Raw genomic sequence first — 25,092 nt, forward strand, 5'->3', positions numbered from 1 at the left:
TTTGTATAATAATGGCGAGGGGGATCGCCATGCAGTTACAGCCGGAACTGGCAAAGAAATTGATTGCCGAAGTCAAACATATGTACAGCCGCGAAGTGATTATTGCCGATACAAAAGGCATGATCATCGCGGGCACCAACGAGGCGCGCGCCGGATGGTTTCATGAAGGCGCACTGATCTGCGCGCGCGAAAAACGGAATGTCATCATTACGAAAGAAGATGAAAAACGGCTCGAGGGCGTAAAAGCAGGACTGAACCTCCCCGTTTTTTCAGGCCATGAAGTGATCGGAGTATTCGGCCTGACAGGAGACCCTGACGATATCCTGCCTTTCGGAGAATTGCTCAGAAAAATGACGGAGCTGTTTATTAAAGAAACGCGCCATATGGAAGAAGCGCAGTGGCGTGCGAGAATGCTTGAATCCTTTATGGTTGATTGGCTGCAGCTGAAAGAATGGTCTCCGGGCTTTTTAGAAAAAGCAAAGCTCATCGGCGCAGACCTTCATGCATACCGCCGGATCATACTCATTCAAGGCCGTTATGAGCAATATAAAGCGGAGGAGCTCGGGCGGCTCTGGCAGTACGAATGCCCTGAAGACCTGTTTGTCCGCTGGGGAAATGAACGCATTCTCATTAATCATGAAGCAAATTCGGCTTCCAAAACACAGCTCATTAAAAAGATCGGCGCCGTTTTTGGGCAGCCTGTCACCGCTGGCATCGGACGGATCGTTCCGGGAGAGCGCCTCACGGAATCATACGAACAGGCAGATAAAGCACTTTCAGCCGGAATCGGTGACAAGCAGGCCGTCTTTGAAGAAGATTTAAAACTGGATATGTGTCTTGCCGATATCACACCCCGCACGAGGTCGGAATTTTCACGGCGGGTTCTCGAGCATGTACTCGGCCGGGAAGAACTTCTGGATACGCTGCGCGCCTTTTTCGACCGGCAATTATCGTTAAAGCGCACCGCCGACGACATGCATATTCATATCAACACATTGCGCTACCGTCTTTCCAAACTGGAATCACTGACAAATATGAAGCTGGACCGCCCTGAAGACATAACGGCTTTTTATTTGGCGCTGCGCTTTTTAGATCAACATACAAAAATCACGTAATCATATCATCATTTTTCATATGTTTCTCCATAGTGTGCGGAATCGTTTTTCTTTACAATTAAATGAAAACGCTTTTCTTATCAGGGAGGTTGGGAGAACATGATTTCACGAGAGGCAAAAGAAGCGTTCATCCGGACGGTCGGGAAGGAGAATTATGATGATTCGGCGGCGGGCCGTCTTGTGTATTCTTATGATGCGGCTCCTCAGCTGCAAGCCATGCCGGATGCGGTAATCGCCCCCCGCAGCGCGGATGACGTGTCCCGTATATTAACGATTTGCAGCAGGCATGACATTCCGATCGTGCCGAGGGGTTCAGGCACAAACTTATGCGGCGGCACATGTCCGTCTGAAGGCGGGCTTGTGCTTTTATTCAAACATATGAACCGCATTCTAGAAATCGATGAAGAAAATTTGACGGCAACCGTCCAGCCGGGCGTGATTACGCAAGATATGATCCGTGCGGTTGAACAAAAAGGTTTATTTTATCCGCCTGATCCGAGCAGCATGAAAATATCGACAATCGGCGGGAATATTAATGAAAATTCCGGCGGGCTGCGCGGTTTGAAGTACGGCGTCACCCGGGATTATGTCCTCGGCCTTGAAGCCGTATTGGCTTCAGGCGATATCATCCGCACAGGAGGAAAGCTGACAAAGGATGTCGCCGGTTATGATCTGACCCGGCTTTTCGTCGGATCAGAAGGGACGCTCGGCGTTGTGACGGAAGCGACTTTAAAGCTGGTTCCGAAGCCGGAAACGAAAAAAACGCTGCTTGCACTCTATGAACATATTGAAGCGGCTGCGGAATCGGTTTCTGCCATCATCGCTGAAAAAATCATTCCGGCGACACTCGAATTTCTTGATCAGCCGACACTGCAGGTCATTGAAGATTACGCCAAGATCGGGCTTCCGACCGACGCAAAAGCGGTGCTGCTGATCGAACAGGACGGTGACATCGACACGGTCAGACGAGATATGGAAAAAATCGAAGCGATTTGTAAAAACGGAGCCGCCGTATCCGTCCAAACGGCTGAAACCGAGGAAGAGGCATTCGCGCTTACAGAGGCCAGACGGTCCGCATTATCAGCCCTTGCCCGGCTGAAACCGACAACGATTCTGGAAGATGCGACCGTGCCGAGATCACAAATTGCCAGCATGGTCAAAGCCATTAACGAGATTGCAGAAACATACGGCCTGTCCATCTGCACATTCGGCCATGCCGGAGACGGCAACCTCCATCCGACGTGCACCACCGATATCCGAAATACAGAGGAGATGGAACGTGTCGAAAAAGCTTTTGCCGCCATTTTTGAAAAAGCGATTGAGCTGGGCGGGACGATAACGGGTGAACACGGGGTCGGCATCGTAAAAGCGCCGTATTTAGAAATGAAACTGAAAACAGAAGGCATCACCGCCATGAAAGCGATCAAACAAGCGCTTGATCCCCAAAATCTGCTGAATCCGGGAAAAATATTCGCCAATTCATCAAGGAAACGCGTGGTGGTGATGAAATGACAACGGCTAAAGAGCAGCAACAAATTCAAACAGAATTCAAAACCCGCATGGATGAAGGTGAATTGCTGAACTGTATGCGCTGCGGCTTCTGCCTTCCTTCCTGTCCGACCTATATTGAATCGGGATTTCAAGAATCCCATTCGCCGCGCGGCCGGATCGCCCTGATGAAAGCCGTCACTGACGGACTGATCGAGCCGGATGAAGATGTCGAGCGCTCACTTTCGCTGTGTCTCGGATGCCGGGCATGCGAGCCCGTTTGTCCGGCAGGGGTCAATTACGGACAGCTGCTTGAAGAAGCGAGGGATATCATTCATCAAAATAAAAAACATAAGCCGGGCGTGCGCCTCTTGCGGAAAGCCGCCTTCACCGGGCTTTTCCCTCATCAAAACCGCATGCAGACAGCCGTGAATCTTCTCGGAATATACCAAAGATCAGGACTGCAGACCGCCGTCAGAAAAACCGGTATGCTGCGCGTTTTGCCTGAACATCTGCGCACAATGGAACAAGTGCTCCCGCCCGCCCCGAAACGGAAAGACATGAAGGAAAGGCCGCGTTTTCTTCCTGCCGCGGGTCCCGTCCAAAAACGGGCCGCTTTTTTCTCGGGCTGCTTAATGGATACGATGTTTTTAGCGACAAATCATGCGACAACGGCGCTTTTACAGGCGGCCGGGTGTGAAATCGCGGTTCCGGACGGCCAGGCGTGCTGCGGCGCGCTTCACGGGCACAGCGGAGAAAAAGAGATGGGAAAAGAACTGGCCAAGCGGAATATCGCGGCTTTTGAGGCGCTTGACGCTGATTATATCATTACAAACGCCGGCGGATGCGGCGCCTTTCTTCAGGAATATCCGCATTTACTGAAAGATGAACCTGGATGGGCGGAACGTGCCGAACAATTCGTCCGGAAGCTCAAAGACTTTTCATCCGTACTGGTTGATCTGAAGTTCCATCAAAAAAACCTGCGGGCGCAGTCTCCTCATATCGTCACATATCAGGACTCCTGCCATCTCCGCAATGTGATGCATACGTCAGAGGAACCGCGCACGCTTTTGAAAAGCATTAAAGGGGCTGAGTACAGAGAAATGGAAAAGGCCGACAGCTGCTGCGGGTCGGCGGGAATTTATAATATAACAGAGTCAGAGATGTCTATGAAAATATTAGACAGTAAGATGAAAGCAGCCGGAAAAACGGAGGCGGCCGTCATCGTGACAGCCAATCCCGGATGCCTTCTGCAAATGCAGCTCGGCATTTTACGCGAAGGATTAACTGGCCGTGTCCGCGCGGTTCATTTGGCGGATTACCTTTTGGAAGCGGCGGATTTGTCATAAGATGAAAGCAGAGAGACATATCGGCTCTCTGCTTTTTTATGATGCTGCACTGTTCGGACGGCCGCGGATTTATCCGGGTATTGAAGCTTCCAGTCTGGCACTCGGATCACGCCATACATTCGCCCATTTTTTCACAGCCGCAATGATAATCACAAGCCCGAGAATGAGCATGATAATGGATAAAACGCCATTCAGCACGTTGTATCCCGCCGCTTCGGGGTTCAAATACACATACCGCACCATCCAATAACCCGCATAGTTGACGGTCACGTACAAATAAGCGAGAGGAATCAGGCATGTCAGCATATAGCGCCGCTTATCCGCTATTTTTAATACGACGGTCGCACCGATAATTAAGCCGACAGACGCCATAAGCTGATTGGATACGCCGAACAGCGCCCAAATGGAGCTGATGTCGCCCGAATACAGAAGATAGCCCCACAGCAGGCAGGCGAGCGCGCTTGAGAAAATCGAGCCCGGCAGCCAGTCTGTTTTTTTCAGCGGCTTATAGACCTCTCCGAAAAACTCTTGAATCAAGTACCGGGCGACACGGGTTCCCGCATCAATCGCCGTTAAAATAAACACCGCTTCAAACATAATGACGAATTGAAAAAAGTATGAAGCCAAATGACTGAAAAACGGAATCTCCGTAAAGATATACGTCATTCCGACAGCAAGCGTAACAGCGCCGCCCGTTCTTCCTTCCAGACTGAGCCCGATTTCTTTACTCAATTCAGGCAGATGGACGACATTCATCCCGAGGGTGCGGAATATTTCAGGCGTGCTGTTAATAGCAAAATAGTCGGCGGGCTCGAGAGCGGCAGCTGCAATGAGCGCCATAATTCCGACGAGACATTCCACAAGCATCGCTCCGAAAGCAACCGGCTTTATATCACTCCATTTATCCAGCATTTTCGGTGTTGTGCCGGAACCGACAAATGCATGAAAACCCGAAATGGCGCCGCAGGCAATCGTTATTGAAATAAACGGCCAGACAGGACCCGCGATCACCGGCCCTCCGCCGTGAATAAACTCCGTTACGGCCGGAAATTTAATGGCGGGATTGACGAAAAAGACGCCTGCGATCAAAGCGGCAAAAACCCCGATTTTCATAAAACTGCTTAAATAGTCACGCGGAGCCAGCAAAAGCCAAACCGGAAGCGCCGCGGCGAAAAACGCATAGACAGGAAGCGCCACTGCAAGCGTTTTCGCATCCAGTGTCAGCATGTCCCCGAGAGCCGTTGTCTGCAGCCGCGGCCCGATGACAACACCGGCCATTAACAAAAGAAACCCGACAGTTGATGCGAGTTTGAGATTGCCCGTTTTTTTATAGTAGAGGCCGACCCCCATCGCGATCGGAATCGTAATGCCCACCGCAAACGTTCCCCACGGGTTTTTCTCAAGCGCGTGCAGCACAACCATGGACAGCCCCGCCATCGTGATCGTAATGATAAACAGCATCGAGAGACCCGTGCAAAAACCCGCCACCGGGCCGAGCTCTTCTTTGGCGACTTCAGAAAGCGTTTTCCCGTTTTTCCGCATTGATGCAAACAATACGACAATATCGTGCACGGCTCCTCCGATCACCGCCCCGATTAACAGCCATAAAAGCCCGGGCAGATAGCCGAACTGAGCTGCCAGAATCGGTCCGACAAGCGGGCCGGCAGCGGCGATTGCCGCGAAGTGGTGGCCGAATGACACCCACTTATTCGTCGGCACATAATCTTTCCCATCCTCAAGCACATGGGCCGGAGTCGGTGTCTGATCATTGATTTTTAATACTTTGACCATCATAAAGGTACCGTAAAGCCGATAGGCGATCGCCAGAATACATATAGACGCTATGACGATTGTAATCGCATTCATTTAATCCCAGCCCCTTTTCTCTTTTTCTAAATATTATCACAATTATCAGATAACAGGAGATGATTTTTGCGTAAAAAAAAGCCGGCGGCGCAGCCCGGCTTTTCGGAACATTATTTGCCTGATAAACGGATGACATTCCAGGACAGCGGAGTAAAATGAGCCGTTATCCCTTCAGCATTTGCCGAAGACGTTCCGTTTGAGTGAGGCGTGACTTCATTTCTGTTTTTTTGATTGGTCGCTTTCATATCCTGATGCTCCAGCACGATATGCTCAATGATGCGGTAATCTTCAAACCCCCTCAGTTTGATCTCCGTTTCCATCAGTTCCTTGCTTTTGTTGACGGCAAAAATGGTCAGGGCTTCATCCTCTTCGCGGTAAACGGCCGCGGCATCAACATACGGTACATCCGTAAAGTCCGCCGAGTCGTATTTCGGGGAGGTAATCAGCAGCTTCATCGAAGTCCCTCTCCCGTAGACAGAGGCGTGCATGTAAGGGTAAAAGATCGGCTGCCTCCATGCTTCTCCGCCCTTTTCGGTCATGATAGGCGCAATTACGTTGACAAGCTGGGCGAGACAGGCGATCTTTAGTCTGTCCGCATGCTGCAGCATGGTAATCAGCAGTGAACCGATCAACAGCGCATCTTCAAAATTGTAGATGTCTTCAAGAATCGGCCGGGCCGTAATCCATGGCTCCACTTTTTTATCCGCTTCATTTGAGTGATACCACACATTCCATTCATCTAAAGAAAGGTGAATCGTTTTTTTGCTGCGTTTTTTCGCTTTCATATAATCACATACGGCTGTGACGGATTTAATAAAATGGTCTAAATCCATCGACTTCGCCAAATAGTTCTCAAGATCATTTTCATGGTTGCCGTAATACGTATGCAGTGAGATGTAATCCACATGCTCGTACGTATGCTCAAGCACCTCGGCCTCCCACTCGATGAAGGACGGCATGCCGCTGTTTGAGCTTCCGCAAGCCACCAATTCGATCGTCGGGTCCGTCCATTTCATCACCTTTGCCGTTTCAGCGGCGAGCCGTCCGTATTCATGCGCCGTTTTATGACCGATCTGCCAAGGGCCGTCCATCTCATTTCCTAAGCACCATGTTTTGATGCCGTAAGGTTTTTCATATCCGTGCGATTTTCGTAAGTCGCTCCAGTATGACCCTTCAGGATGGTTGCAGTATTCGACGAGGTTCCGGGCGGCATCGATCCCTCTCGTCCCGAGATTGACCGCCATATTCACTTCGGCGTTCACTTTTTTCGCCCACGTTAAAAATTCATTCGTCCCTACTTCGTTCGTTTCTGTCGTCTGCCATGCTAAATCTAGCCTCCGCGGGCGGTCCTTCACCGGCCCGACGCCGTCTTCCCAATTGTAGCCCGAGAGAAAATTCCCTCCCGGATAGCGGATGAACGGCACTTGCAATTCCTTGATTAACTCCTGCACGTCTGTTCTGAAGCCGTCCTTGTCGGCTTTCGGGTGTCCGGGCTCATAAATGCCTTCATATACCGCCCGGCCCATATGTTCTATAAATGATCCGTACATCCGTTTGTCCACTTCACCGATGATATATTCTTTATCTGCTGTAATCCCCGCTTTTTTCATTATTATATTTCCTCCCTCTCTCTATCCCTTCACTCCGCCTACTGTGAGGCCGGAAATGAAGTATTTTTGGAAAAACAAGAATATGATGATCACCGGCAGTATCGCAAAAACGGACCCGGAAATCAGCATGTCATAGTTGTTGCCGTACGGACTCAGCAGCCCTGAAAGTCCGATTGGAAGCGTAAACATTTCTTTCGACCGAAGCACGATCAGCGGCCATAAAAAGTTATTCCAGCTGTTTAAAGATTGAAGAATGATCATTGCCCCGAATGCCGGTTTCATGAGCGGCGCCATAATTCTGAAAAAAATGCCGAATTCGGTGCAGCCGTCCATTCTCGCTGAATCAAGCAGATCCTTCGGAAGTCCGAGCGCATATTGCCGAAAAAAGAACACGGCGACAGGCGACACAATAAACGGCAGAATCACCCCAGTATAAGAATCGATCAAATGAAGACCCACCGTCAATTTGAACAACGGAAGCATCATCACTTCAAGAGGCACCATCATAATGATCAGCACAAGAACGAAAATAATATTTCTGCCTTTAAATTCGTAGACACCGAGTCCGTAGCCGATCAAAGAGGAAAAAAACAGCGTGAGAACCGTGGTGAGAACGCCGAGCAGCAGGCTGTTAAAAAACCATTTGAAATAAATGCTCCCCCCGTTGAACAAATAGGTGTAGTTATCAAGGCTCATCACATCCGGATCAAGACGCAGATTCAGCCCGATGCGCATCAGCTCAGATGACGGCTTTAAAGAACCGAGCAATAGACAGATCATCGGAAAGATATACAGCAGGCTCAGCATGATGAAAAACAAGGTAAACGCGACTCTGTACACGGAAAACATGTGATTGTTACGCAACGCTTATCCCTCCCCTTTAAACGAACCGGACAGTTTCAGTGAAACAAGACTGACTAGTAAGATGACAAGCAAAAGGACAATTCCGATTGCGGCCCCGTACCCCATTTCGTTGTATGCAAGCCCCTGCTGATATAAATAACCGACAAGCGTGAGGCCGATATTGCCCGGGGAATTATTCTGCCAAAGCACATAGCTTTCCTCAAACATTCTGAAACCGCCAATAATACTGATCGTTAACACATAAACGGACACCGGCTTTAAAAATGGAAGGGTAATATGCCGGAACTTTTTCCACGTACTCGCCCCGTCAATTTCAGCCGCTTCATACAATTCTTTCGGCACGTTTTGCAATCCGGCCAGAAAGTATAGAATGTTAATGCCCATCCACCTCCATGACGCAAGCAGCACCATTAAAAACATGCCGGTACCTTTGTTGTTGAGCCAGTTTTGGGGTGATGCGCCAAGCTTCATCATCAGCTCGTTTGCAAGCGACGTATTCATTTCTCCGAACATCAGACGGAAAATAATCCCCGCTACGATCGTCGATGTTAAAGCCGGTACAAACAGAGCCGATTTAAACACATTTCTGAACCTGACGAGCTTCGAATTCAGAATCACCGCCAAAAGAAGCGGCACCGGAATCAGCACAATCAGCGTCCAGAAGGTATATTCCAATGTGTTAAATAATGCCGTATAAAAGGTTGGATTAAGAAGAGCGGTATAATTGGAAAACCCGACAAATGTAATTTCTCCCGGCAGTATCCGTTGAAAGCTCATGATAAACACGCTGATAATCGGATACAAAAAGAAAACGAGAAACGAAATGATAAATGGCGCCGTAAAAAGATAAGGCGCCGCTTTTTTTGAATACAGCACATTGCGCCGGCGCGGCTTCTTCCGGACTGCAGAAACGGTTTGCGCTGTCTCTGTCTTTACAGGTCTCATAAAAGCTCCCCCGCTTTCACTGTTAAATAGGGCGGCTTCTCCTATTTCTCTAATTGCTCTGCCGCCTCGTCCAAGGCTTCCTTAGGTGTTTTTTCCTGCGTCTTCAGCGCATCGAACAGCACTTGTCTGACAACGAGATCAGCCGCTTTAGAGAAGTCTTCATGCAGATAAATCGGATTGATCTCATCTTTTATTTCAAGGAGCGAGGAAAAAATTGACGTACCGTTCCGGAAGAAATCCGTGTACTTGTTTTTCTCCTTCAATTCTTTTGAATCCCACACGTCCCAGCGGAGCGGGTCAAAGCCGAGCACCGTCCAAAGCTTTATATTCCCTTCCTTCGAACCTTTCGCAAAACCGAGAAATTCTTTCGCGAGCTTCAGATGTTCAGCCTGCTTCGGCACGACGGTGGCTGTTCCGCCTAAACCCGCTGATCTGTCACCGCCTTCTTTCCAGGCCGGCATAGGGTAAATCGCCATTTTTCCTTTTAAATCAGGCATATAATCGATAAACCGTCCCATGTACCAAATGGGCATCAGCACTGAGGCTGCCCCGCCCTGATTCATAAAACCGTAGTATTCTTCGCTGTGATGGCCGCCGCCGGGAGCCGGCAGAAGGGTTTTATCATTTACCATGTCCTTTACATAATTCAGTGTGTCTGTATTCGTCTTGCTGTTCAGAATCAATTTTCCGTTTTTGCTGTAGTAGCCTGACCCTTGCTGCGAAATCATGGATAGGAATGTGGCGGAGTCGTTTGTTTCAACCGTTCCCATCGGTTTCCCAGCGGCCTCACGCACTTTTTTCCCTGCCCGCCGGTAATCTTCCCATGTCTTAATGGAGGCGGGATCAACGCCCGCTTTTTTCATGATATCCATGTTGTAAAACATGACGGTCGTCCCCACATGTGTATCAAGGCCGTACAATTTTCCGTTTTTGCTGTATAAGGCCAGACGCGCTTCCACAAACTTATCGCGGTCTTTTTCAATCAGCGGCGTCAGATCGGCAAGCGGGATATCCTTCCCCTTCAGAAAGTTCGAGAACCGGCTTAATTCCACGTCGGCTATATCGGGAAGCCCCTCACCCGCGATCAGCGAAACCGATAAATTATCATGCATTTGTCCATAAGGATAAACAACGGTATTCAGCTTGATTTTGCGATCCGGAAATTTCTGATTCCATTCTTTGACCATTTCCTGATAAAACTGTTCGTGCAGACCGTTAAACGTCCAAAACGTCAGCTCCGTTTCTCCCGGCCGGCCGGCAGTCCGTTCTTGTGAACAGCCGGCGGTAAACAAGAAGAGCAACATCAGCACCAAACATACAGCGGTCGTTTTTTTCATGTCATTACCCCTTCCACTTTAGGCCGTGCGGCTATTGATGCAAATGATGTGCAAAGAGCGCTGCATTTTCATTTATGATGGTTAAACCGGTATAACGGTCTCGCAGTGTGTGCGCATGCTTAAGCGCATCGCTGACAAGGTCCTGTTTTACACCGATCTCATCGAAACAGGCGGGACCTCCCGCAGATGCGAGCCACCCGGCAATTGTCTTGCCGTCGGGAAGCCCTTCATATGCAGATTGAATCGCCTCGCGAAAGTGCGGCGGCAGTTCAGCAAGCTTTTCGTGACAAGCCAGTTCTTTGTAAATATCACTCAGCACCGCGCACGCACAGCCGACCTTCGCACCGTGGAGAATCGGAGGCTGTTTTGCCTTCAGCATTTCCATCTCAATCCAATGCGAGATGTGATGTTCTCCTCCTGAGGCGGGGCGGGAGTGGTCAAGCGCAAGCATGACAAGACCCGAAACGATCAGCGCTTCCATCAGTATCTGAATGCCGGCCTCCGTTCCCATGGCAATGTCAGCGCGGTGATCAATGCACTGCCAAAGCGCGTCTCTCACAAGCTTCGCCCCGGCTTCTGAGTACGGCTCACCCGCAAGCCTGCGGGAAATCTCCCAATCTGCCAGCGATGTTATTTTTCCGAGCATGTCTCCGAAGCCCGCGGCTGTCATTGAACGGGGCGCTTCTTTTAATACATTCGTATCCGCAAATAAGGCGATCGGCGCTTTCGTTTGAATCGTCGTTTTGATTCCGTTTAATATGAGCGGCGCTCCCGCCGACGTAAAACCGTCGACTGACGGAGCGGTGGGGAATGAGATAAACGGCAATCCGCGCTGGCAGGCGGCAAACCGCGTAATGTCGTGAATCGTTCCTGCACCGGCCGCAATGATGACATCCGTCTCTTCCGCGAGATTGATCAGCGTATAGACCAATGTCCTCTCATCAGCCGCGGCGGCCCCGGCTTCATGCTCCGGAATGATGACTTTTGACGCTTTGATCCCGCCTGCTCTCAATTCGTCCGCAAGCAGACGCCCCGCCGCCTCGTACGTGTTCCGGTCACAGACGATGACCGGATGATTCCAGCATTTTTTTTGCAGAAATCTGAGAAGCTCTTCTTTTGCATTCGCCCCGATCACGATATCTTCTATTTGAATCGGTGAGCGGCTGGCCCCTTCCTTGTCAAACTCGGATTGAATGTCCTCAGGAGAACGTTTCATAAAAGGATTCCCTCCTTCGCTAATTCTGTCAGGTCTTTAATAGAATCAAGGACGATGTCAGGTTCATATAGACGGGGCTCCCCAAGTTTGGCCGACCCCGTCAGAACCAATACGCTTTTCATCCCGTACAGGCTGCCCATTGCGATATCAGATTCGAGGCTGTCTCCGATAATGGCGCATTCCTCAGGGGGAAGTCCGAGCGCTTCACATGCCGCCTCAGCCATCAGCCAAGACGGTTTGCCGATGACAAGCTCCGTTTTTGCTCCGGCGGATGCTTCAATAGCCCCGATCATTCCCGCGACGTCCATGGCATGGCCGCCTTCATTCGGAAAGGAGCGGTCCCGGTTCGTGGCGATGATGCGCGCGCCGGAGGAAGCCGCCTTAAAAGCGAGATTCAGATCCTCATAGGTGACGGTTTCATGCAGGGAGATGACAAGCCAGTCTGCCGCCTGCGGGTTTTGCGCCAGGGCGACACCCGCTAAAGCGAGTTCATCAGTCAGCCCTTTCTCTCCTAACACCCACACCTTTGACAAAGGATAATGCTTCTTTAAAAATGATGCCGTCACACTGGAGGACAGCACGATGCTCCGTTCATCCGTGCGGATACCGGCACCCAGCAGTTTCTTTCGGCACATTGCTCTTGATAGATTGCCGCGGTTGCTTAAAAAGACAACGGCTTTGCCCAGTGACTGAAGGGTATGAACGGCTTCTTTTGCTCCGTCAATCAGCTCCCGCCCCCTGAATACGGTTCCGTCTAAATCAATTAGAAACCCGGCTGCGTCAAGTTTGGCCATAATAAGCATTCGCCCCGTGTTTTCTGTAAAAATGCTTATCATGCAGCACTCTGTCGATCGGACTGAGCTGTTTGTTCAGCATAAGCGAATGGTAGGCCATTTCCGCTACCGTTTCGAGCACAACGGCGTTATGCAGGGCATTCAGCGCATCCGTTCCCCAGCAGAACGGGCCGTGGCTGTGGACGAGGACACCCGGATTTTGTTCATACGGTTCGTTTTGAAAGGTTTCGGCTATGACTTTGCCTGTATGATATTCGTAATCTTTCACAATTTCTTCTTCATACATTTCCCTCGTGCAGGGTATAGCGCTTTCAAAGTAATCCGCGTGAGTCGTTCCGAGAGCGGGTATGTCTCTTCCGGACTGCGCCCAGCTCGTCGCCCAGCGGGAGTGCGTATGAACGATTCCGCCGATAGCCGGAAACGCTTTATACAGATAAAGATGGGTCGGCGTGTCAGAAGACGGTTTCAGCGAGCCTTCGAGAATGTCTCCGTCCTCATTCAGGACGACCAGTTTGTCAGCGGTCAGCTCACTGTAATCGACACCGCTCGGTTTAATGACGATTCTCCCGCTCTCTCTGTCAATGCCGCTGACATTCCCCCATGTAAGCGTGACAAGGTTATGTTCCTCAAGCTTCAGATTGGCGGCGAGCACTTCTTCTTTTAACGCTTCAAGCATGGCGGCTTCCCCCTTTCGCAAAATCACGGTTTTTAATGGCTTTCAGGCGTTTCATGACATTGTTTTCTTTGCCGAAGTAGTGTACGAGCTCTTTATATTCCGCATATAAGCTGTCATAAATCTCAGCTCTTTCCCGGTTCGGGGCATAAAAGCCGTCTTTTAATTTCCCCATATGCGCACATGCTTCAGCAATATTGGAGAATCCCCCGTTTTCCCGTCCCGCGGCGAGCGCTCCGAAAATCGCGGAGCCCAGTGCCGGCGCCTGCGGAGACCCGGATAATTGAATGTCCATTTTTGTGACGTCTGCATAAATCTGCATGACAAACGGATTTTTTTCGGCGATTCCTCCGGCTGCGTAAAGCTCCTCGACCGGAACGCCGTTTTCCCGAAACGTTTCGATAATCATCCTCGTTCCGAACGCCGTCGCTTCAATCAATGCCCTGTAGATTTCTTCCGGCTTCGAGTGCAGCGTCATGCCGAGCATCATGCCCGTCAAATCGGCGTCCACCAAGGTTGACCGGTTTCCGTTCCACCAGTCAAGCGCGAGAAGGCCGCTTTCCCCCGGAACAAGTTCAGCTGCTTTTTTGCTGAGCAGCTCGTGAATGTCTATGTGTTTATCCTCAGCTTCCTTCTCATAGTCTCTCGGAACGCACGTTTTGACGAACCATTCAAAGTGGTCGCCGACACAGGACTGCCCCGCTTCATATCCCGCATATCCGGGCAAGATGCCGTTATTGACGACCCCGCACATACCGGGGACGATATGTTCTTCCTCGCCGAGCAGCACATGGCAGGTAGACGTTCCCATAATCATCAGCATTTTCCCCGGCTCTGTAATACCGACCGCGGGCACTGACACGTGGGCGTCGACATTGGCGACGGCAACGGCCGTCCCCGGCAGAAGCCCGGTCAGCTCCGCCATTTTTTCGGTCAAACCTCCTGCCTTTTCCCCGACTGAATAAATGGTGCCGCTTAATTTATCTTTTGTAATCGTTTTCATTAACGGGTTGAGCTTTTCAAAAAAATGATCCGGCGGATACCCCGTCTCCTCATTCCAGATTGCTTTGTAGCCGGCCGTGCAGTTGCTTCGCTTCAATGAACCGCACAATTGATAGACGATCCAGTCTGCCGCTTCCACAATCCGATCTGCCGCCTTGTATATATGCGGCGCTTCTTCCGCGATTTGCATGATTTTCGGGATCATCCATTCAGAAGAAATTTTACCGCCGTATCTTTTAAGGAATGTTTCTTTTGTGTCTTCGGCAATCGTGTTCAAACGGTCTGCATGTTTTTGAGCCGCATGATGCTTCCACAGCTTCACATAACTGTGGGGCTCCCGTTCAAATTCCGGCAGCATACAAAGCGGCTGCCCCGCGACGTCTATCGGCAAAATCGTGCAGGCGGTAAAATCAATTCCTATGCCGATCACGTCTTTTGGATCAGCGCCCGCCTCTTGAAGCAGGTTCGGAATCGCCGTTTCCAGAACTTCGATATAATCGGCAGGATGCTGAAGCGCCCAGTCCCGAGGGAGTTTTTCACCCGTCTTCGGCAGCGTGCGGTCGATGACGGCATGAGTGTATTCTTTTACCGCAGACGCGATCTCTTCGCCCGTGCGGACATTGACAAGCACCGCCCGGCCGGACAATGTGCCGAAATCAACACCAATCGTATACGCCATATCAATTCCCTCCCAACCGGTATAATACGTCATTCCATTTCAGCTCTTTTTTCAGCTCATGTATTTCGGTATTGCGGGAAATAAAGATGCTTTCAATGCCTGCCATCTCAGCCCAGTCAAGCATCTGTTCAGCCGTAAGCCGGAAAGACATACAAGTATGATGGGCGCCTCCCGCCAAAATCCATGCTTCCGCAGCTGTTTTCAGCGATGGCTCCGGCTTCCATAGCACCCGCGCCACAGGGAGATTCGGCATATCATGATCAATTTCCCTGCCTTCTGCTTCATTCAGAATGAGACGGAATCGCCCGCCGATATCAATGATGCTGGCGATGATGGCTGAACCGCCGATTCCGTTAAAGACCAACCGGGCCGGATCTTCCTTCCCTCCGATTGAGAGAGGATGGACTTCGATTTTCGGCTGATCAAGGGCGATCGTCGGACATACTTCAAGCATATGTGATCCGAGAATCATCGCACGCCCTGGTTCAAAATGGTACGTATAATCTTCCATGAAGGAGGTTTGTTCTCCGTCCGCCATTATTTTCATCATTCGCACAAGGGCAGCCGTTTTCCAATCGCCTTCGCCGGCAAATCCGTACCCTTTCTCCATGAGACGCTGAACGGCAAGACCCGGAAGCTGCTTCATTCCGTGCAAAACTTCAAAGGAGGTCGAAAACGCTGTATATCCGCCCCGTTCGAGAAAGGCCGTTAATCCGAGTTCAATTTTCGCCTGTTCTTTAATGGAAGCAACTTTTGCTTCATCTTGTTTTGTTTCGCCGCTGATGACATACAATTTGTCGTATTCCTCATAAAGCGCCTCAATTTCTGCGTTGGTGACGTTGTTCATCACCTCGGTAAGATCGCCGATTCCGTACCCGTCAACCTGCCAGCCGAATTGGATGTGGGCGCCGACTTTGTCTCCGTCAGTAACCGCTACATTCCGCATATTGTCGCCGAACCGGGCTACTTTAATATTCCTGCTTTCATTCCAGGCGGCAGCAGTGTTCATCCATTGCGAAATGTCATGTTTGACTTCCTCATCATCCCAATAGCCTGCGATGACTTTTCTCGTCTGCCCCATTCTTGACTGGATATACCCGTATTCCCGGTCTCCGTGAGCGGATTGGTTGCTGTTCATAAAGTCCATATCAATCGTTTCCCACGGGATGTCGCGATGATACTGGGTATGAAGATGAAGCATCGGCTTTTGAAAAGCGGAAAGACCTTCAATCCACATTTTCGCAGGGGAAAATGTATGCATCCACGTCACGACCCCGGCACAGTTTTCTTGATACTGCGCTTCCCGCAAAACCTCTCTGATCGTTTCAGATGACGTGACAACCGGTTTATGCCTGATCTTGTATCTTGATGACACCCCGCTGAGGCCGTCACATATTCCCTTTGCGTGTTTATCGACAAGCTGCAGCGTTTCCTCTCCGTATAAGTGCTGGCTTCCCGTTACAAACCAAAATTCATATTCTTTGTTCTGAAGCACATTCATTTCCCCTTCCTATCAAAATAAAGCGCTTGCATTTTTAAAAATATACGTACAAATATAAAATATAAAACTTTTATCCTTTTATTTGTACGAACAATTTTATTATAGTTAAGGAGGAATCAAACTGTCAATCTTTTATTGCAAGTAAAAAAGCCGGACACACATGCCCGGCTGATCAATTAATAGGAAGGCCAGCCTGAACTCCAATCGATATCATTGATGAGCATCTTCGGAATTCCGCTGTTTTCGGCATCATACGCATGACGCACTAAAATATTCCCGTTCACAATGTCTTGACCGCCCGGGCCTTTCCAGCGGTCATTGCCGGAGTCAAGAATCGTCCCTCCGCCTTCTGACATGCTTTTCCCGCTTTTATCGAGATATGGTCCGGTGATGCTTTTGGATCTTCCATAAGCGATTTTGTACGTACTATTCACGCCTGAACAGCATTTATCAAACGACACCATTAAGTAATAGTAGCCGTTCTGGTAGGTGATGGCCGGCGCTTCCAGAGCTCCGCCGTTATTCGGTCTGGCAGCGATGGAATAAAGTGATCCCGTCGGTTTCATTGTATTTTTATCAAGCTTTGTCAGCTTAATGCCGCTCCAAAAAGAACCGAAGGCAAGCCAAGGGTTTCCGTCTTTATCAATTGTCAGCTCCGGATCAATTGCATTGTAGTTATCGGCGCTTGTTGAACGGATGACGAGCCCTTCGTCCTTCCAGTTTCCCGAACTGAGGCTTGTAGATGATGCAAGACCGATCGCGGAGGTATTTTTGCCGAATGAAGAAACGGCATAATACAGCCAATACTTTCCGTTAAAATATTGAACATCGGGGGCCCATTGATTCAGCCCGTAATTCGGCACATAATTGCCCCACCATGACAGCGGGGAAGTAAAGATTGATTTCTGAACGGTCCATACGCCGCCGCTGCCCGCCTTTAAGACGCGAAGCCCCCTCTCCCCTTCCAAACCGGTTCCGAAAGCGTACCACGTGTTTCCTTCCTTCGCCATTGTCGGATCGTGAAGCAATTCATTTGATGCCCCCCAAAACGCGGCAGATGCCGGAGATGAAGACATCAGCAGCAGACCGGCTGTAACGGCTGCGCATGAAAAGCGGATCATGCGTCTGAATCTGTTTTTCATTTGTAAACCCTCCCCTTTTTTAAAGCGCTTTCAAAAACGTGTTGTCAGATTTTTCTATGTCTTCTCTTATTGTAGACGCAGGGCTCATATTTGTACAGACAAAAAAAAAGAATCTGCTTAAAAAAGCAGATTCTTCCGTATCTTTATTGATAAGTAATACGGTCAACCGTTTCCCGGTCTAATTTTTTAATCACTTCTGTGATCAATTTTACCGTATTCTCATAATCATCCCGATGCAAAATAGCGGCATGAGTGTGAATGTAGCGCGTCGCGATCGTAATGGACAGCGCCGGCACTCCGTTTGCGGTTAAATGAATGGAACCTGAATCCGTGCCCCCTCCGGCAATGGAATCGAATTGATACGGAATTCCCGCTTCTTCCGCCGTGTTCACGACAAGGTCGCGCAGCCCTTTGTGAGATACCATTGACGCGTCATACAGAATAATTTGCGGCCCTTCGCCGATTTTGCTTTGCGCCTCTTTTTCAGAAATTCCCGGTGTATCTCCGGCAATTCCGACATCCACACCGAACGCGATATCAGGCTGAATCGTATGTGCCGCTGTTTTCGCCCCGCGAAGCCCGACTTCTTCCTGAACCGTTCCGACCCCGTATACTTCATTCGGATGATCGCTGTTTTTCAGATTTTTTAATACATCGATGGCAATCGCGCAGCCGATACGGTTGTCCCATGCCTTCGCCAATAAATGTTTTTCATTGTTCATCACTGTAAATTCAAAATACGGCACAATCTGGTCACCCGGAAGAACGCCCCATTCCATTGCTTCTTCACGGCTGGACGCCCCGATATCGATGAACATCTCTTTAATATCGGCGGCTTTTTTTCTGGCGTCAGGAGGCAGAATGTGAGGCGGTTTCGAACCGATGATCCCCGTGATGTCCCCTTTTTTTGTCACGACGGTGACGCGCTGGGCCAGCATGACCTGAGACCACCAGCCGCCGACGGTTTGAAAGCGGAGAAAGCCTTTATCAGTGATTTGCGTCACCATAAAACCGACTTCATCTAAATGCCCTGAGATCATGATTTTCGGACCGTTTTCTTTGCCGGTTTTTTTGGCGATTAAGCTTCCCAGCCGGTCTGTTGTGACATCATCAGCAAATGGTTCTATGTATGATTTCATCACTTGTCTTACTTCTCTCTCATTTCCCGGTATCCCTTTTGCATCCGTTAACGCTTTCAGCATGGTGAGCGTTTCATCTAATTTTGTCATCAATAAACCTCCTTTTTTTCACTACCCTTCTTATTATACAAAACCAATGCTGAAGCATACGATTAATTCGCCTGAAAAACGGGTAAATGTTTTTATCTATTTCTTTTAAAAAAATGAAACCTTTTGTTTTGTTTTTCGTATTACATCAGATCATGACAAAGGTGAGGAGGTGCCTTCACACATATGGCCATTACAGTATTGAGGATTGTCTTGCTTGCACTTCTTATTTATTTTATTTACATGGGCGTCAAATTCTACGCAAACCCGAAAAGAAGGCTCAGACTGGCGCAATCAAAAGAGAATTTTTATTTTATTGACGAACAGAAAAACACGCGAAAAAATCTCCAGCTTACTTATAAAGGAGTGCTCTTTGAAGGAGAAAAGCATATCCCTTCCAAAGATCATCCGCTGTTTATTCATACGATATTTGTATGGACCGAAAATCCGGAAAAGCTGAACCGCTTTTCTGCAGGTGATTTTGAAGAAGTCGAAAAAAAGGTATTGGAGCGGTATCCGAATTGCAAGATTGATTGGGACCAGCCCATCAAAAAAGCGAAAAAAGCAGGCGAGCGATAAGCTCTCCTGCTTTTTATGTTTTATACATCAAATACATCAGCACAAGGGCGGCTTCAGTGAGAAAAAGCAGCGGCACCCCGTATAAAAAGAATTTGTGTTTCGTCTTATGCCTGAAGGTGCGCATGCCGATCCATACGCCGAGTGAGCCGAACATGGCGGCTGTGAGCCATATTCGTTTCTCTGATATTCTCCACCTGTGCGCCTTTGCTCTTCTTTTATCAGCGCCCATGATCCAAAAGCCGTATCCGTTTATCAATACGGCATAAATGAAGAGAGCCATTAATTGTCACCCTTTACGTAAAAAAACCGCTCCCGGAAAGAGAGCGGCTTTTTTCAACTTACTTGTCTAACTGAGCTTTAGCAGCATCAGCAAGCTGATTGAAAGCAGTAAGATCGTTTACAGCAAGATCAGCAAGCATTTTGCGGTTTACTTCGATGCCTGAAAGCTTAAGACCGTGCATTAAACGGCTGTAAGAAAGACCGTTCATACGTGCAGCAGCGTTGATACGAGTGATCCAAAGCTTACGGAAATCACGTTTTTTCTGACGGCGGTCACGGAATGCATAGTTTCCTGATTTCATGACCTGCTGGTTTGCTACTTTGTATAATCTATGTTTTGAACCGAAATAACCTTTTGCTAATTTAAGAACCTTTTTACGACGCTGACGCGACACAGTTCCGCCTTTTACTCTTGGCATTATATTTCCCTCCTAATTGTTCCTTGTCCGATTACTTGATGTTGGCAAGCTGTTGTTTGATGCGTTTGAAGTCTCCTGCGCTCACAATAGCACCCTTGCGAAGCTTACGCTTTTGCTTTTGGGATTTGTTGGCGAATAAGTGACTTGTGTATGCATGAGAACGTTTTAACTTCCCAGAACCTGTCTTTTTAAAACGTTTAGCAGATCCGCGGTGAGTTTTCATTTTTGGCATGGGATTTCCTCCTTATTGCTTTTCGTTTTTCGGCGCGAGCATTAAGAACATGCTGCGGCCGTCCATTTTTGGTTTTGTTTCGACTGTCGCAACTTCCGCACATGCTTCAGAGAAACGGTCCAATACGCGCTGGCCGATTTCTTTATGAGTGATTGCGCGCCCTTTAAAGCGGATAGAAGCTTTCACTTTATCGCCTTTTTCAAGGAATTTAATCGCATTGCGCAATTTCGTGTTAAAGTCATGCTCATCGATCGTCGGACTTAATCTAACTTCTTTTAAGTTAATGATTTTTTGATTTTTGCGTGCTTCTTTGTCCTTTTTCTGCTGCTCGAATCTGAACTTACCGTAGTCCATGATGCGGCAGACAGGCGGTTTTGCATTTGCTGCAACTAACACAAGGTCAAGATTTGCGCGGCCGGCGATTTCAAGTGCTTCCTGACGGGACTTGATGCCGAGCTGATCGCCATTTTGTCCGATCAGACGAACTTCACGTGCACGGATACCCTCATTAACCAATTGATCTTTGCTAATAATGAGCCACCTCCATAGTTTCTTCGAATTGATTCACAACGCTTGTTGACTGCATTCTGCAGGCAAACAAAAAGTGCGGGCATGACAACACACCCACACTACGAACATCTGCATAAATAAAAATGTACGGTCAACCTGCCAACTACATGAATGTGTCAATCAGGTGAGAAGCGGGTGCCTCTGCTTGTGATTTATATTCAATTCAATAACTATTCTACACAATACCGGATCATTAGTCAAGAATGACTTCTCCGGATCAACTTTTTCATTTTAACACGATGCCGGGGCGAGCGCAAGGAAAAATGTGAAATTTCGTTCTTTGCCGCCCGCGGACGTGCCAACACAATAAAAAAACCCGGGTCTATGACCCGGGTTTATCCTCCGATAAGCTGAACGAATACCGGAATAACCAGCACCGTCACCACTCCTACGACGACAACCGCGATACTTGCCATTGCCGCTTCTACTTCTCCCATCTCAATACCGACCGCAACACCGAGTGCGTGTCCGGATGTGCCGAGAGCCAGCCCTTTAGAGATCGGGTGTTTCACTTTAAACAATTTTAAGAATAGAGCGCCCAGAGCATAGACGATAACGGCGTTGAAAATAACGGCGAAAGCGGTGATGTCGGTGATGCCGCCGATTCCTTTTGACAGCGGAAGGGCAATTGCCGTTGTCGCCGCCTGCGGAAGCATGCTTTTCATAACGGCCGCGTCAAGATGAATGCCTTTTGCGATCAAATAGACAATCGTGACTGAGCAGATAGAGCCGACAATGATAGAAGACATGATCTGCCACCAGTATTTTTTCAGTTTGTCACGCTGTTTGTATAAAGGGATGGCAAAAGCGATCGTCGCGGGCTCCAGGAAGAATTTAATAATGTCTCCCCCGCTTTTATAATCTTCATATGAAAAACCGCCGAGCTTCAGAAAAAGGATTCCAAGCACCATCGCGACAAACAGCGGGGTGAAGAGGAAAAAGCCTCTCGTTTTTTTAAATAAATACGTGCCGATGCCAAAGGCCGCAAGTGAAACGACAATACCGAAATATGGACTCATCCGATTTCCCTCCTAATGCTGCACAAGTTCTTTTTCCTGATTGGAACGGCGCACCGTTTGTTTTTCAGGAGCAGTCTTCTGACGTTTTTGGCTGACAGACAAGATCAGCTGAGAAAAAAGGCCTGTCGCCCCTAACAGAATGATGGTGGCGAGTAAGATGACGAGTGCGATCTGCACGCCGTACTGCTGCATGACGCCAAGTGAATTCATCACGGAGATGCCCGACGGGACAAATAAAAATCCGATCAGTGACGTTAATGATGTTCCCAGCGTTTCTACTTGTTCAAGCTTAATCACTTTCAGACATAAGAGGACAAATAATAACACCAAACCTACTACGGAAGCGGGTATAGGAATGGGGACAATCGCTGCAATCCCATTAGATATGAGCATAATTACGGCAAAAATAAATGCTTGTGTCAGAAATCCGTACACTTTTTTCGCACTCATTTTCTTCACCTCTTTCTCTTTGTTAGGTCCATTATAAAAGAGAAATCGATTTTTGAAGCGCTTTCATAACAAACGGCTGAATATTCATTCTGAAATGCAAAAAACGGCTGCTGAAATGCAAAAGCCGCCTCATATAATATGAAGCAGCTTTTTTAAGTCCTTGGCGTATGTACGGCTGACGGGAATTTTAGAGCCGTCTTTTAAGATAAGATTGTACGTCGAATTAAACCACGGATGAATTTCTGTAATATGCTCCGTATTCACGATGAACGCGCGGTGCACTCTCAAGAAACCCGTATCAGGCAGTTTTTTCTCAATGACCGCCAAAGTTTCGTGAACGGAATAAGACGCGGCAAACGTTTTAACGGAAACGTGTCCGTCCTCCATGCCGGCGAAAATAATGTCCTTCGTATCTAAAATGACAATAGATTCACCGGCTGATACAGCCAGTTTATGCGCTCCGGCTGCGGACGGCTGCTCTGAGACGGCTCCTGCCCTGTCCCGCTTCACTCTTTTAAACTTTCTGATCGTCTGGCGCACTCTTTCTTCATCAAAAGGCTTCGTTAAATAATCGAGCGCGTCGACTTCAAAGGCTTTTAAAGCAAATTGGTCATACGCCGTCGCAAAAACGACGGCCGGCGGATTTTTCATGTTTTTCAGCCGTTTGGCAATGTCAAATCCGTTTTCTCCTGACAAATCAACGTCCAAAAACAGCAGATCCGGTTTTTGATCCATCATACTGTCAAAAGCGGATTCAATATTTTCAGCTTCGTTTATGTCACTTACTTCATTCGTCCGTTTCAGCAAATAAGCTAATTCATCTCTTGCCAGCATTTCATCATCAACGATTAACACCTTCAGCATGTTCTTCTCCTTTAGTCATCAGTTTCAAAGGCAGCTCAAATGATACGTCCGTACCTTTGCCGGCCTCACTTTCCAATCGCAGGGCTGCTTTGGGGCCGAACAGCCCGATCAGCCGCTGATTTAAATTGTAAAGCGCGGTTCCCGTCCCTTCTTTAGACGGCAGCGGATGGTTTCCGAGCACGGACAGCAATTCCGGATCAATTCCCCGCCCGTTATCTCCAACCCGCATTAAAACCGACTGACCGGAGGATACCACGCTGACATTGACGGCACAGCTGTCCTGCTTTCTTGAAAATGCATGGCGGAGCGCATTTTCGACGAGAATCTGCAGCACAAAAGGAGGAATTTCGATGTCCTCCAAACCGCGTTCGATTTCAAGACTGATTTTATATTTCCCGGGAAAACGGGCCTGCTCCAATGATAAATACGCCTGCAGATGGTTCAGTTCTTTAGAAAGCGGGATGAGCAGCTGCCTTGCCCCCTGCAGATTGGAACGGAAATAGACGCTCAGCTGCAGCAGAAGCTTTCTGGTTTTTTCCACATCCGTACGGCAAAGAGCAGAAATCGTATTGATCGCATTAAACAGAAAATGCGGATTGACCTGTGCCTGAAGCGCCTTTATTTCTGCGTCTTTCAGCAATTTGCTCTGCAGTTCCGCCTCGCCGAGTTCAAGCTGGGTGGAAAACAGCATAGCGAGTCCTTCTGCAAGCTCTTCTTCAACCCGGCTTAAACCTGACGGGCTTTTAAAGTACATTTTCAGCGTCCCGATCGTTTTGCCGTTTGACGTCAGCGGCAATACGATCGCCGCATGCAGCGGACAGGGATCGTGTGTGCATTCAATTTCTTCCTTTGATGTCGCTTTCATAATATGACCCGTTTTAATGACGCGTTTTGACAATCCGGTGATCAGGCTTTCAGACGGAATATGATGGTCGGCACCCGCGCCGACGTGCGCCAAAATCTTTTCGTTATCCGTAAGCGATACCGCGTCCGTTCCTGTTTGCCTGTGAATGATGGCGGCGACGCTTTTGCATGAGCTTTCATTCAGCCCCTGGCGGAAAAACGGAAGCGTCTGATCGGCAATCATCAGCACCCTATGGGTTTCAAGGGCTCTCGCCCGTTCTTCCTTCCGGATAATCGACTGAATGATCGAAAGAAAAATAAAAGTTCCTGACCCGTTTACCAATATCATCGGGATGCCGATGATGCTCACAAGCGTCCAAGCATCAGAAAACGGCTTGGCCATCAAGAGGATGAGCAGCATTTGCAGCGATTCCATTCCGAGTCCGACAAGCGCGGCCACCCGCGGTGTCGGCATCGCATAGCGTTTTCTGAAATACCGTCCGATCCATCCGGACAAAATGCCCGCTAAAACGGATGAGACGGCACAGCTGACTGCGGTCGCGCCGCCGAGTGATAAACGATGCAGGCCGGCCAGTATGCCGACGCCGATCCCCACATACGGGCCGCCTAAGAGTCCGCCGATTTCAACGCCCATAATTCTTGTATTGGCAATTGAACCGGACGGATTAATTTGAAACACCCAGTCATTATTCATGATTGTATTCCGCTGAATTTCTATTCCCGTATAGTTGCTGATGATACTGAACAGCGAGAAAATTGAAATCAGCACCGCTTTGCCTTTATAGCTCTCAGGCTGCTGGAGCGCCTGTCTGAACAATCTGGTATGAGCCAGAACAAATCCCAATATGACGATAATTCCGACTCTTTCCAGCATCATGATGATCAAATGCAGCATACTTTTCACCTGTTCTTTCAAATTTAATTTTATCACGTTTTAGAGCCTGAGACAGAATCTGACACAAACCTGCCTGTTTTTTTCAAATCATCTGAAAACAAATCTTTCACAGTC

Annotated in this window: 24 protein-coding genes and 1 other annotated feature; of the genes, 4 read left to right on the top strand and 20 right to left on the bottom strand. The window is 48.7% G+C overall.

Annotated elements, in window-relative coordinates:
• Positions 1 to 29: 29 nt before the first annotated feature.
• The 3 genes from NYE28_RS14970 (at position 30) to NYE28_RS14980 (ending at position 3,952) form a co-directional block, all read left to right on the top strand.
• Entirely contained in the window at positions 30 to 1,115 is a 1,086-nt protein-coding gene (locus NYE28_RS14970) for a sugar diacid recognition domain-containing protein (protein ID WP_032871722.1), read from the top strand.
• Positions 1,116 to 1,214: 99 nt separating this feature from the next.
• Positions 1,215 to 2,627 (top strand): glycolate oxidase subunit GlcD, encoded by a 1,413-nt coding sequence (gene glcD / locus NYE28_RS14975; RefSeq protein ID WP_015417962.1) that lies wholly within the window; start codon positions 1,215 to 1,217, stop codon positions 2,625 to 2,627.
• Positions 2,624 to 3,952, top strand: a complete 1,329-nt coding sequence (locus NYE28_RS14980) for a (Fe-S)-binding protein (RefSeq protein ID WP_025285083.1) — start codon at positions 2,624 to 2,626, stop codon at positions 3,950 to 3,952. The genes glcD and NYE28_RS14980 overlap by 4 nt, the downstream gene beginning before the upstream one ends.
• Before the next feature lie 69 nt (positions 3,953 to 4,021).
• Here the strand turns inward: NYE28_RS14980 and cstA are convergent, their stop codons facing one another.
• From cstA to NYE28_RS15040, 12 genes are all read right to left on the bottom strand, one after another.
• Positions 4,022 to 5,818, bottom strand: coding sequence for a carbon starvation protein CstA (gene cstA, locus NYE28_RS14985; protein ID WP_012118141.1), 1,797 nt, complete (start codon positions 5,816 to 5,818; stop codon positions 4,022 to 4,024).
• A gap of 110 nt (positions 5,819 to 5,928) precedes the next feature.
• On the bottom strand, positions 5,929 to 7,428 hold the full coding sequence (locus NYE28_RS14990) for an alpha-N-arabinofuranosidase (RefSeq protein WP_205164563.1): 1,500 nt from the start codon (positions 7,426 to 7,428) through the stop codon (positions 5,929 to 5,931).
• A gap of 21 nt (positions 7,429 to 7,449) precedes the next feature.
• On the bottom strand, positions 7,450 to 8,277 hold the full coding sequence (locus NYE28_RS14995) for a carbohydrate ABC transporter permease (RefSeq protein ID WP_007612991.1): 828 nt from the start codon (positions 8,275 to 8,277) through the stop codon (positions 7,450 to 7,452).
• 18 nt (positions 8,278 to 8,295) lie between these two features.
• Positions 8,296 to 9,237 (bottom strand): sugar ABC transporter permease, encoded by a 942-nt coding sequence (locus tag NYE28_RS15000; RefSeq protein WP_007408105.1) that lies wholly within the window; start codon positions 9,235 to 9,237, stop codon positions 8,296 to 8,298.
• A 41-nt stretch (positions 9,238 to 9,278) separates the two neighbouring features.
• Positions 9,279 to 10,574 (bottom strand): ABC transporter substrate-binding protein, encoded by a 1,296-nt coding sequence (locus NYE28_RS15005; protein ID WP_059367986.1) that lies wholly within the window; start codon positions 10,572 to 10,574, stop codon positions 9,279 to 9,281.
• A gap of 31 nt (positions 10,575 to 10,605) precedes the next feature.
• Positions 10,606 to 11,790 carry a sn-glycerol-1-phosphate dehydrogenase gene (locus NYE28_RS15010; RefSeq protein ID WP_059367985.1) on the bottom strand — a complete coding sequence of 395 codons (1,185 nt, stop codon included), beginning with the start codon at positions 11,788 to 11,790 and terminating at the stop codon, positions 10,606 to 10,608.
• Positions 11,787 to 12,584, bottom strand: coding sequence for an HAD-IIA family hydrolase (locus tag NYE28_RS15015; protein ID WP_012118145.1), 798 nt, complete (start codon positions 12,582 to 12,584; stop codon positions 11,787 to 11,789). Before NYE28_RS15015 ends, NYE28_RS15010 begins: the two co-directional genes overlap by 4 nt.
• Positions 12,571 to 13,260, bottom strand: a complete 690-nt coding sequence (gene araD, locus NYE28_RS15020) for an L-ribulose-5-phosphate 4-epimerase (RefSeq protein ID WP_220007403.1) — start codon at positions 13,258 to 13,260, stop codon at positions 12,571 to 12,573. The genes NYE28_RS15015 and araD overlap by 14 nt, the downstream gene beginning before the upstream one ends.
• Positions 13,253 to 14,938, bottom strand: a complete 1,686-nt coding sequence (araB, locus tag NYE28_RS15025) for a ribulokinase (RefSeq protein ID WP_337681021.1) — start codon at positions 14,936 to 14,938, stop codon at positions 13,253 to 13,255. The genes araD and araB overlap by 8 nt, the downstream gene beginning before the upstream one ends.
• 1 nt (position 14,939) lies before the next feature.
• Positions 14,940 to 16,433 carry an L-arabinose isomerase gene (gene araA, locus NYE28_RS15030; protein ID WP_327975579.1) on the bottom strand — a complete coding sequence of 498 codons (1,494 nt, stop codon included), beginning with the start codon at positions 16,431 to 16,433 and terminating at the stop codon, positions 14,940 to 14,942.
• 182 nt (positions 16,434 to 16,615) lie between these two features.
• Positions 16,616 to 17,581, bottom strand: a complete 966-nt coding sequence (locus tag NYE28_RS15035; protein WP_012118149.1) for a glycoside hydrolase family 43 protein — start codon at positions 17,579 to 17,581, stop codon at positions 16,616 to 16,618.
• A gap of 143 nt (positions 17,582 to 17,724) precedes the next feature.
• Positions 17,725 to 18,810: a M42 family metallopeptidase gene (locus tag NYE28_RS15040; RefSeq protein WP_007408096.1), complete on the bottom strand. Its 1,086-nt coding sequence runs from the start codon at positions 18,808 to 18,810 to the stop codon at positions 17,725 to 17,727.
• A gap of 183 nt (positions 18,811 to 18,993) precedes the next feature.
• Here NYE28_RS15040 and NYE28_RS15045 point away from each other — a divergent pair, with 183 nt between their 5' ends.
• A complete protein-coding gene (locus tag NYE28_RS15045; protein ID WP_007408095.1) occupies positions 18,994 to 19,386 on the top strand; it encodes a hypothetical protein in 393 nt (130 codons plus the stop codon).
• Between the two features lie 13 nt (positions 19,387 to 19,399).
• Here the strand turns inward: NYE28_RS15045 and NYE28_RS15050 are convergent, their stop codons facing one another.
• The 8 genes from NYE28_RS15050 to NYE28_RS15085 form a co-directional block, all read right to left on the bottom strand.
• A complete protein-coding gene (locus NYE28_RS15050; RefSeq protein ID WP_342490152.1) occupies positions 19,400 to 19,666 on the bottom strand; it encodes a DUF1294 domain-containing protein in 267 nt (88 codons plus the stop codon).
• A 58-nt stretch (positions 19,667 to 19,724) separates the two neighbouring features.
• On the bottom strand, positions 19,725 to 20,084 hold the full coding sequence (gene rplT, locus NYE28_RS15055) for a 50S ribosomal protein L20 (RefSeq protein ID WP_007613019.1): 360 nt from the start codon (positions 20,082 to 20,084) through the stop codon (positions 19,725 to 19,727).
• Positions 20,085 to 20,115: 31 nt separating this feature from the next.
• Positions 20,116 to 20,316: a 50S ribosomal protein L35 gene (gene rpmI / locus NYE28_RS15060; RefSeq protein WP_003152493.1), complete on the bottom strand. Its 201-nt coding sequence runs from the start codon at positions 20,314 to 20,316 to the stop codon at positions 20,116 to 20,118.
• Between the two features lie 12 nt (positions 20,317 to 20,328).
• The gene (gene infC / locus NYE28_RS15065; RefSeq protein WP_071543361.1) at positions 20,329 to 20,850 is read right to left on the bottom strand and encodes a translation initiation factor IF-3; all 522 of its coding nucleotides are present in this window, start codon (positions 20,848 to 20,850) and stop codon (positions 20,329 to 20,331) included.
• 58 nt (positions 20,851 to 20,908) lie between these two features.
• Positions 20,909 to 21,039 (bottom strand) — a sequence feature (ribosomal protein L20 leader region).
• A 182-nt stretch (positions 21,040 to 21,221) separates the two neighbouring features.
• Positions 21,222 to 21,905 (bottom strand): antiholin-like protein LrgB, encoded by a 684-nt coding sequence (gene lrgB / locus NYE28_RS15070; protein ID WP_007408093.1) that lies wholly within the window; start codon positions 21,903 to 21,905, stop codon positions 21,222 to 21,224.
• 12 nt (positions 21,906 to 21,917) lie between these two features.
• Positions 21,918 to 22,355: an antiholin-like murein hydrolase modulator LrgA gene (gene lrgA / locus NYE28_RS15075; protein WP_007613022.1), complete on the bottom strand. Its 438-nt coding sequence runs from the start codon at positions 22,353 to 22,355 to the stop codon at positions 21,918 to 21,920.
• 129 nt (positions 22,356 to 22,484) lie between these two features.
• Positions 22,485 to 23,219, bottom strand: coding sequence for a LytTR family transcriptional regulator DNA-binding domain-containing protein (locus NYE28_RS15080; protein WP_007408091.1), 735 nt, complete (start codon positions 23,217 to 23,219; stop codon positions 22,485 to 22,487).
• The gene (locus NYE28_RS15085; RefSeq protein WP_082998821.1) at positions 23,197 to 24,978 is read right to left on the bottom strand and encodes a sensor histidine kinase; all 1,782 of its coding nucleotides are present in this window, start codon (positions 24,976 to 24,978) and stop codon (positions 23,197 to 23,199) included. The genes NYE28_RS15080 and NYE28_RS15085 overlap by 23 nt, the downstream gene beginning before the upstream one ends.
• Positions 24,979 to 25,092: the final 114 nt, after the last annotated feature.

The organism is Bacillus sp. FSL R5-0443 (assembly GCF_038608285.1).
Classification (GTDB): domain Bacteria; phylum Bacillota; class Bacilli; order Bacillales; family Bacillaceae; genus Bacillus; species Bacillus velezensis.

Excerpts from the sequence above, each read along its gene's own strand:
- cstA (WP_012118141.1), bottom strand. The coding sequence starts at position 5,818 with ATGAATGCGATTACAATCGTCATAGCGTCTATATGTATTCTGGCGATC.
- glcD (WP_015417962.1), top strand. The coding sequence starts at position 1,215 with ATGATTTCACGAGAGGCAAAAGAAGCGTTCATCCGGACGGTCGGGAAG.
- NYE28_RS15080 (WP_007408091.1), bottom strand. The coding sequence starts at position 23,219 with ATGCTGAAGGTGTTAATCGTTGATGATGAAATGCTGGCAAGAGATGAA.
- NYE28_RS14990 (WP_205164563.1), bottom strand. The coding sequence starts at position 7,428 with ATGAAAAAAGCGGGGATTACAGCAGATAAAGAATATATCATCGGTGAA.
- NYE28_RS15085 (WP_082998821.1), bottom strand. The coding sequence starts at position 24,978 with ATGCTGCATTTGATCATCATGATGCTGGAAAGAGTCGGAATTATCGTC.
- NYE28_RS15005 (WP_059367986.1), bottom strand. The coding sequence starts at position 10,574 with ATGAAAAAAACGACCGCTGTATGTTTGGTGCTGATGTTGCTCTTCTTG.
- NYE28_RS15050 (WP_342490152.1), bottom strand. The coding sequence starts at position 19,666 with ATGGCTCTCTTCATTTATGCCGTATTGATAAACGGATACGGCTTTTGG.
- NYE28_RS15045 (WP_007408095.1), top strand. The coding sequence starts at position 18,994 with ATGGCCATTACAGTATTGAGGATTGTCTTGCTTGCACTTCTTATTTAT.
- NYE28_RS14970 (WP_032871722.1), top strand. The coding sequence starts at position 30 with ATGCAGTTACAGCCGGAACTGGCAAAGAAATTGATTGCCGAAGTCAAA.
- NYE28_RS15040 (WP_007408096.1), bottom strand. The coding sequence starts at position 18,810 with ATGACAAAATTAGATGAAACGCTCACCATGCTGAAAGCGTTAACGGAT.
- araB (WP_337681021.1), bottom strand. The coding sequence starts at position 14,938 with ATGGCGTATACGATTGGTGTTGATTTCGGCACATTGTCCGGCCGGGCG.
- rpmI (WP_003152493.1), bottom strand. The coding sequence starts at position 20,316 with ATGCCAAAAATGAAAACTCACCGCGGATCTGCTAAACGTTTTAAAAAG.
- rplT (WP_007613019.1), bottom strand. The coding sequence starts at position 20,084 with ATGCCAAGAGTAAAAGGCGGAACTGTGTCGCGTCAGCGTCGTAAAAAG.
- NYE28_RS14995 (WP_007612991.1), bottom strand. The coding sequence starts at position 8,277 with ATGTTTTCCGTGTACAGAGTCGCGTTTACCTTGTTTTTCATCATGCTG.
- lrgB (WP_007408093.1), bottom strand. The coding sequence starts at position 21,905 with ATGAGTCCATATTTCGGTATTGTCGTTTCACTTGCGGCCTTTGGCATC.
- NYE28_RS15035 (WP_012118149.1), bottom strand. The coding sequence starts at position 17,581 with ATGAAAAACAGATTCAGACGCATGATCCGCTTTTCATGCGCAGCCGTT.
- NYE28_RS14980 (WP_025285083.1), top strand. The coding sequence starts at position 2,624 with ATGACAACGGCTAAAGAGCAGCAACAAATTCAAACAGAATTCAAAACC.
- NYE28_RS15010 (WP_059367985.1), bottom strand. The coding sequence starts at position 11,790 with ATGAAACGTTCTCCTGAGGACATTCAATCCGAGTTTGACAAGGAAGGG.
- NYE28_RS15000 (WP_007408105.1), bottom strand. The coding sequence starts at position 9,237 with ATGAGACCTGTAAAGACAGAGACAGCGCAAACCGTTTCTGCAGTCCGG.
- NYE28_RS15015 (WP_012118145.1), bottom strand. The coding sequence starts at position 12,584 with ATGGCCAAACTTGACGCAGCCGGGTTTCTAATTGATTTAGACGGAACC.
- araD (WP_220007403.1), bottom strand. The coding sequence starts at position 13,260 with ATGCTTGAAGCGTTAAAAGAAGAAGTGCTCGCCGCCAATCTGAAGCTT.
- lrgA (WP_007613022.1), bottom strand. The coding sequence starts at position 22,355 with ATGAGTGCGAAAAAAGTGTACGGATTTCTGACACAAGCATTTATTTTT.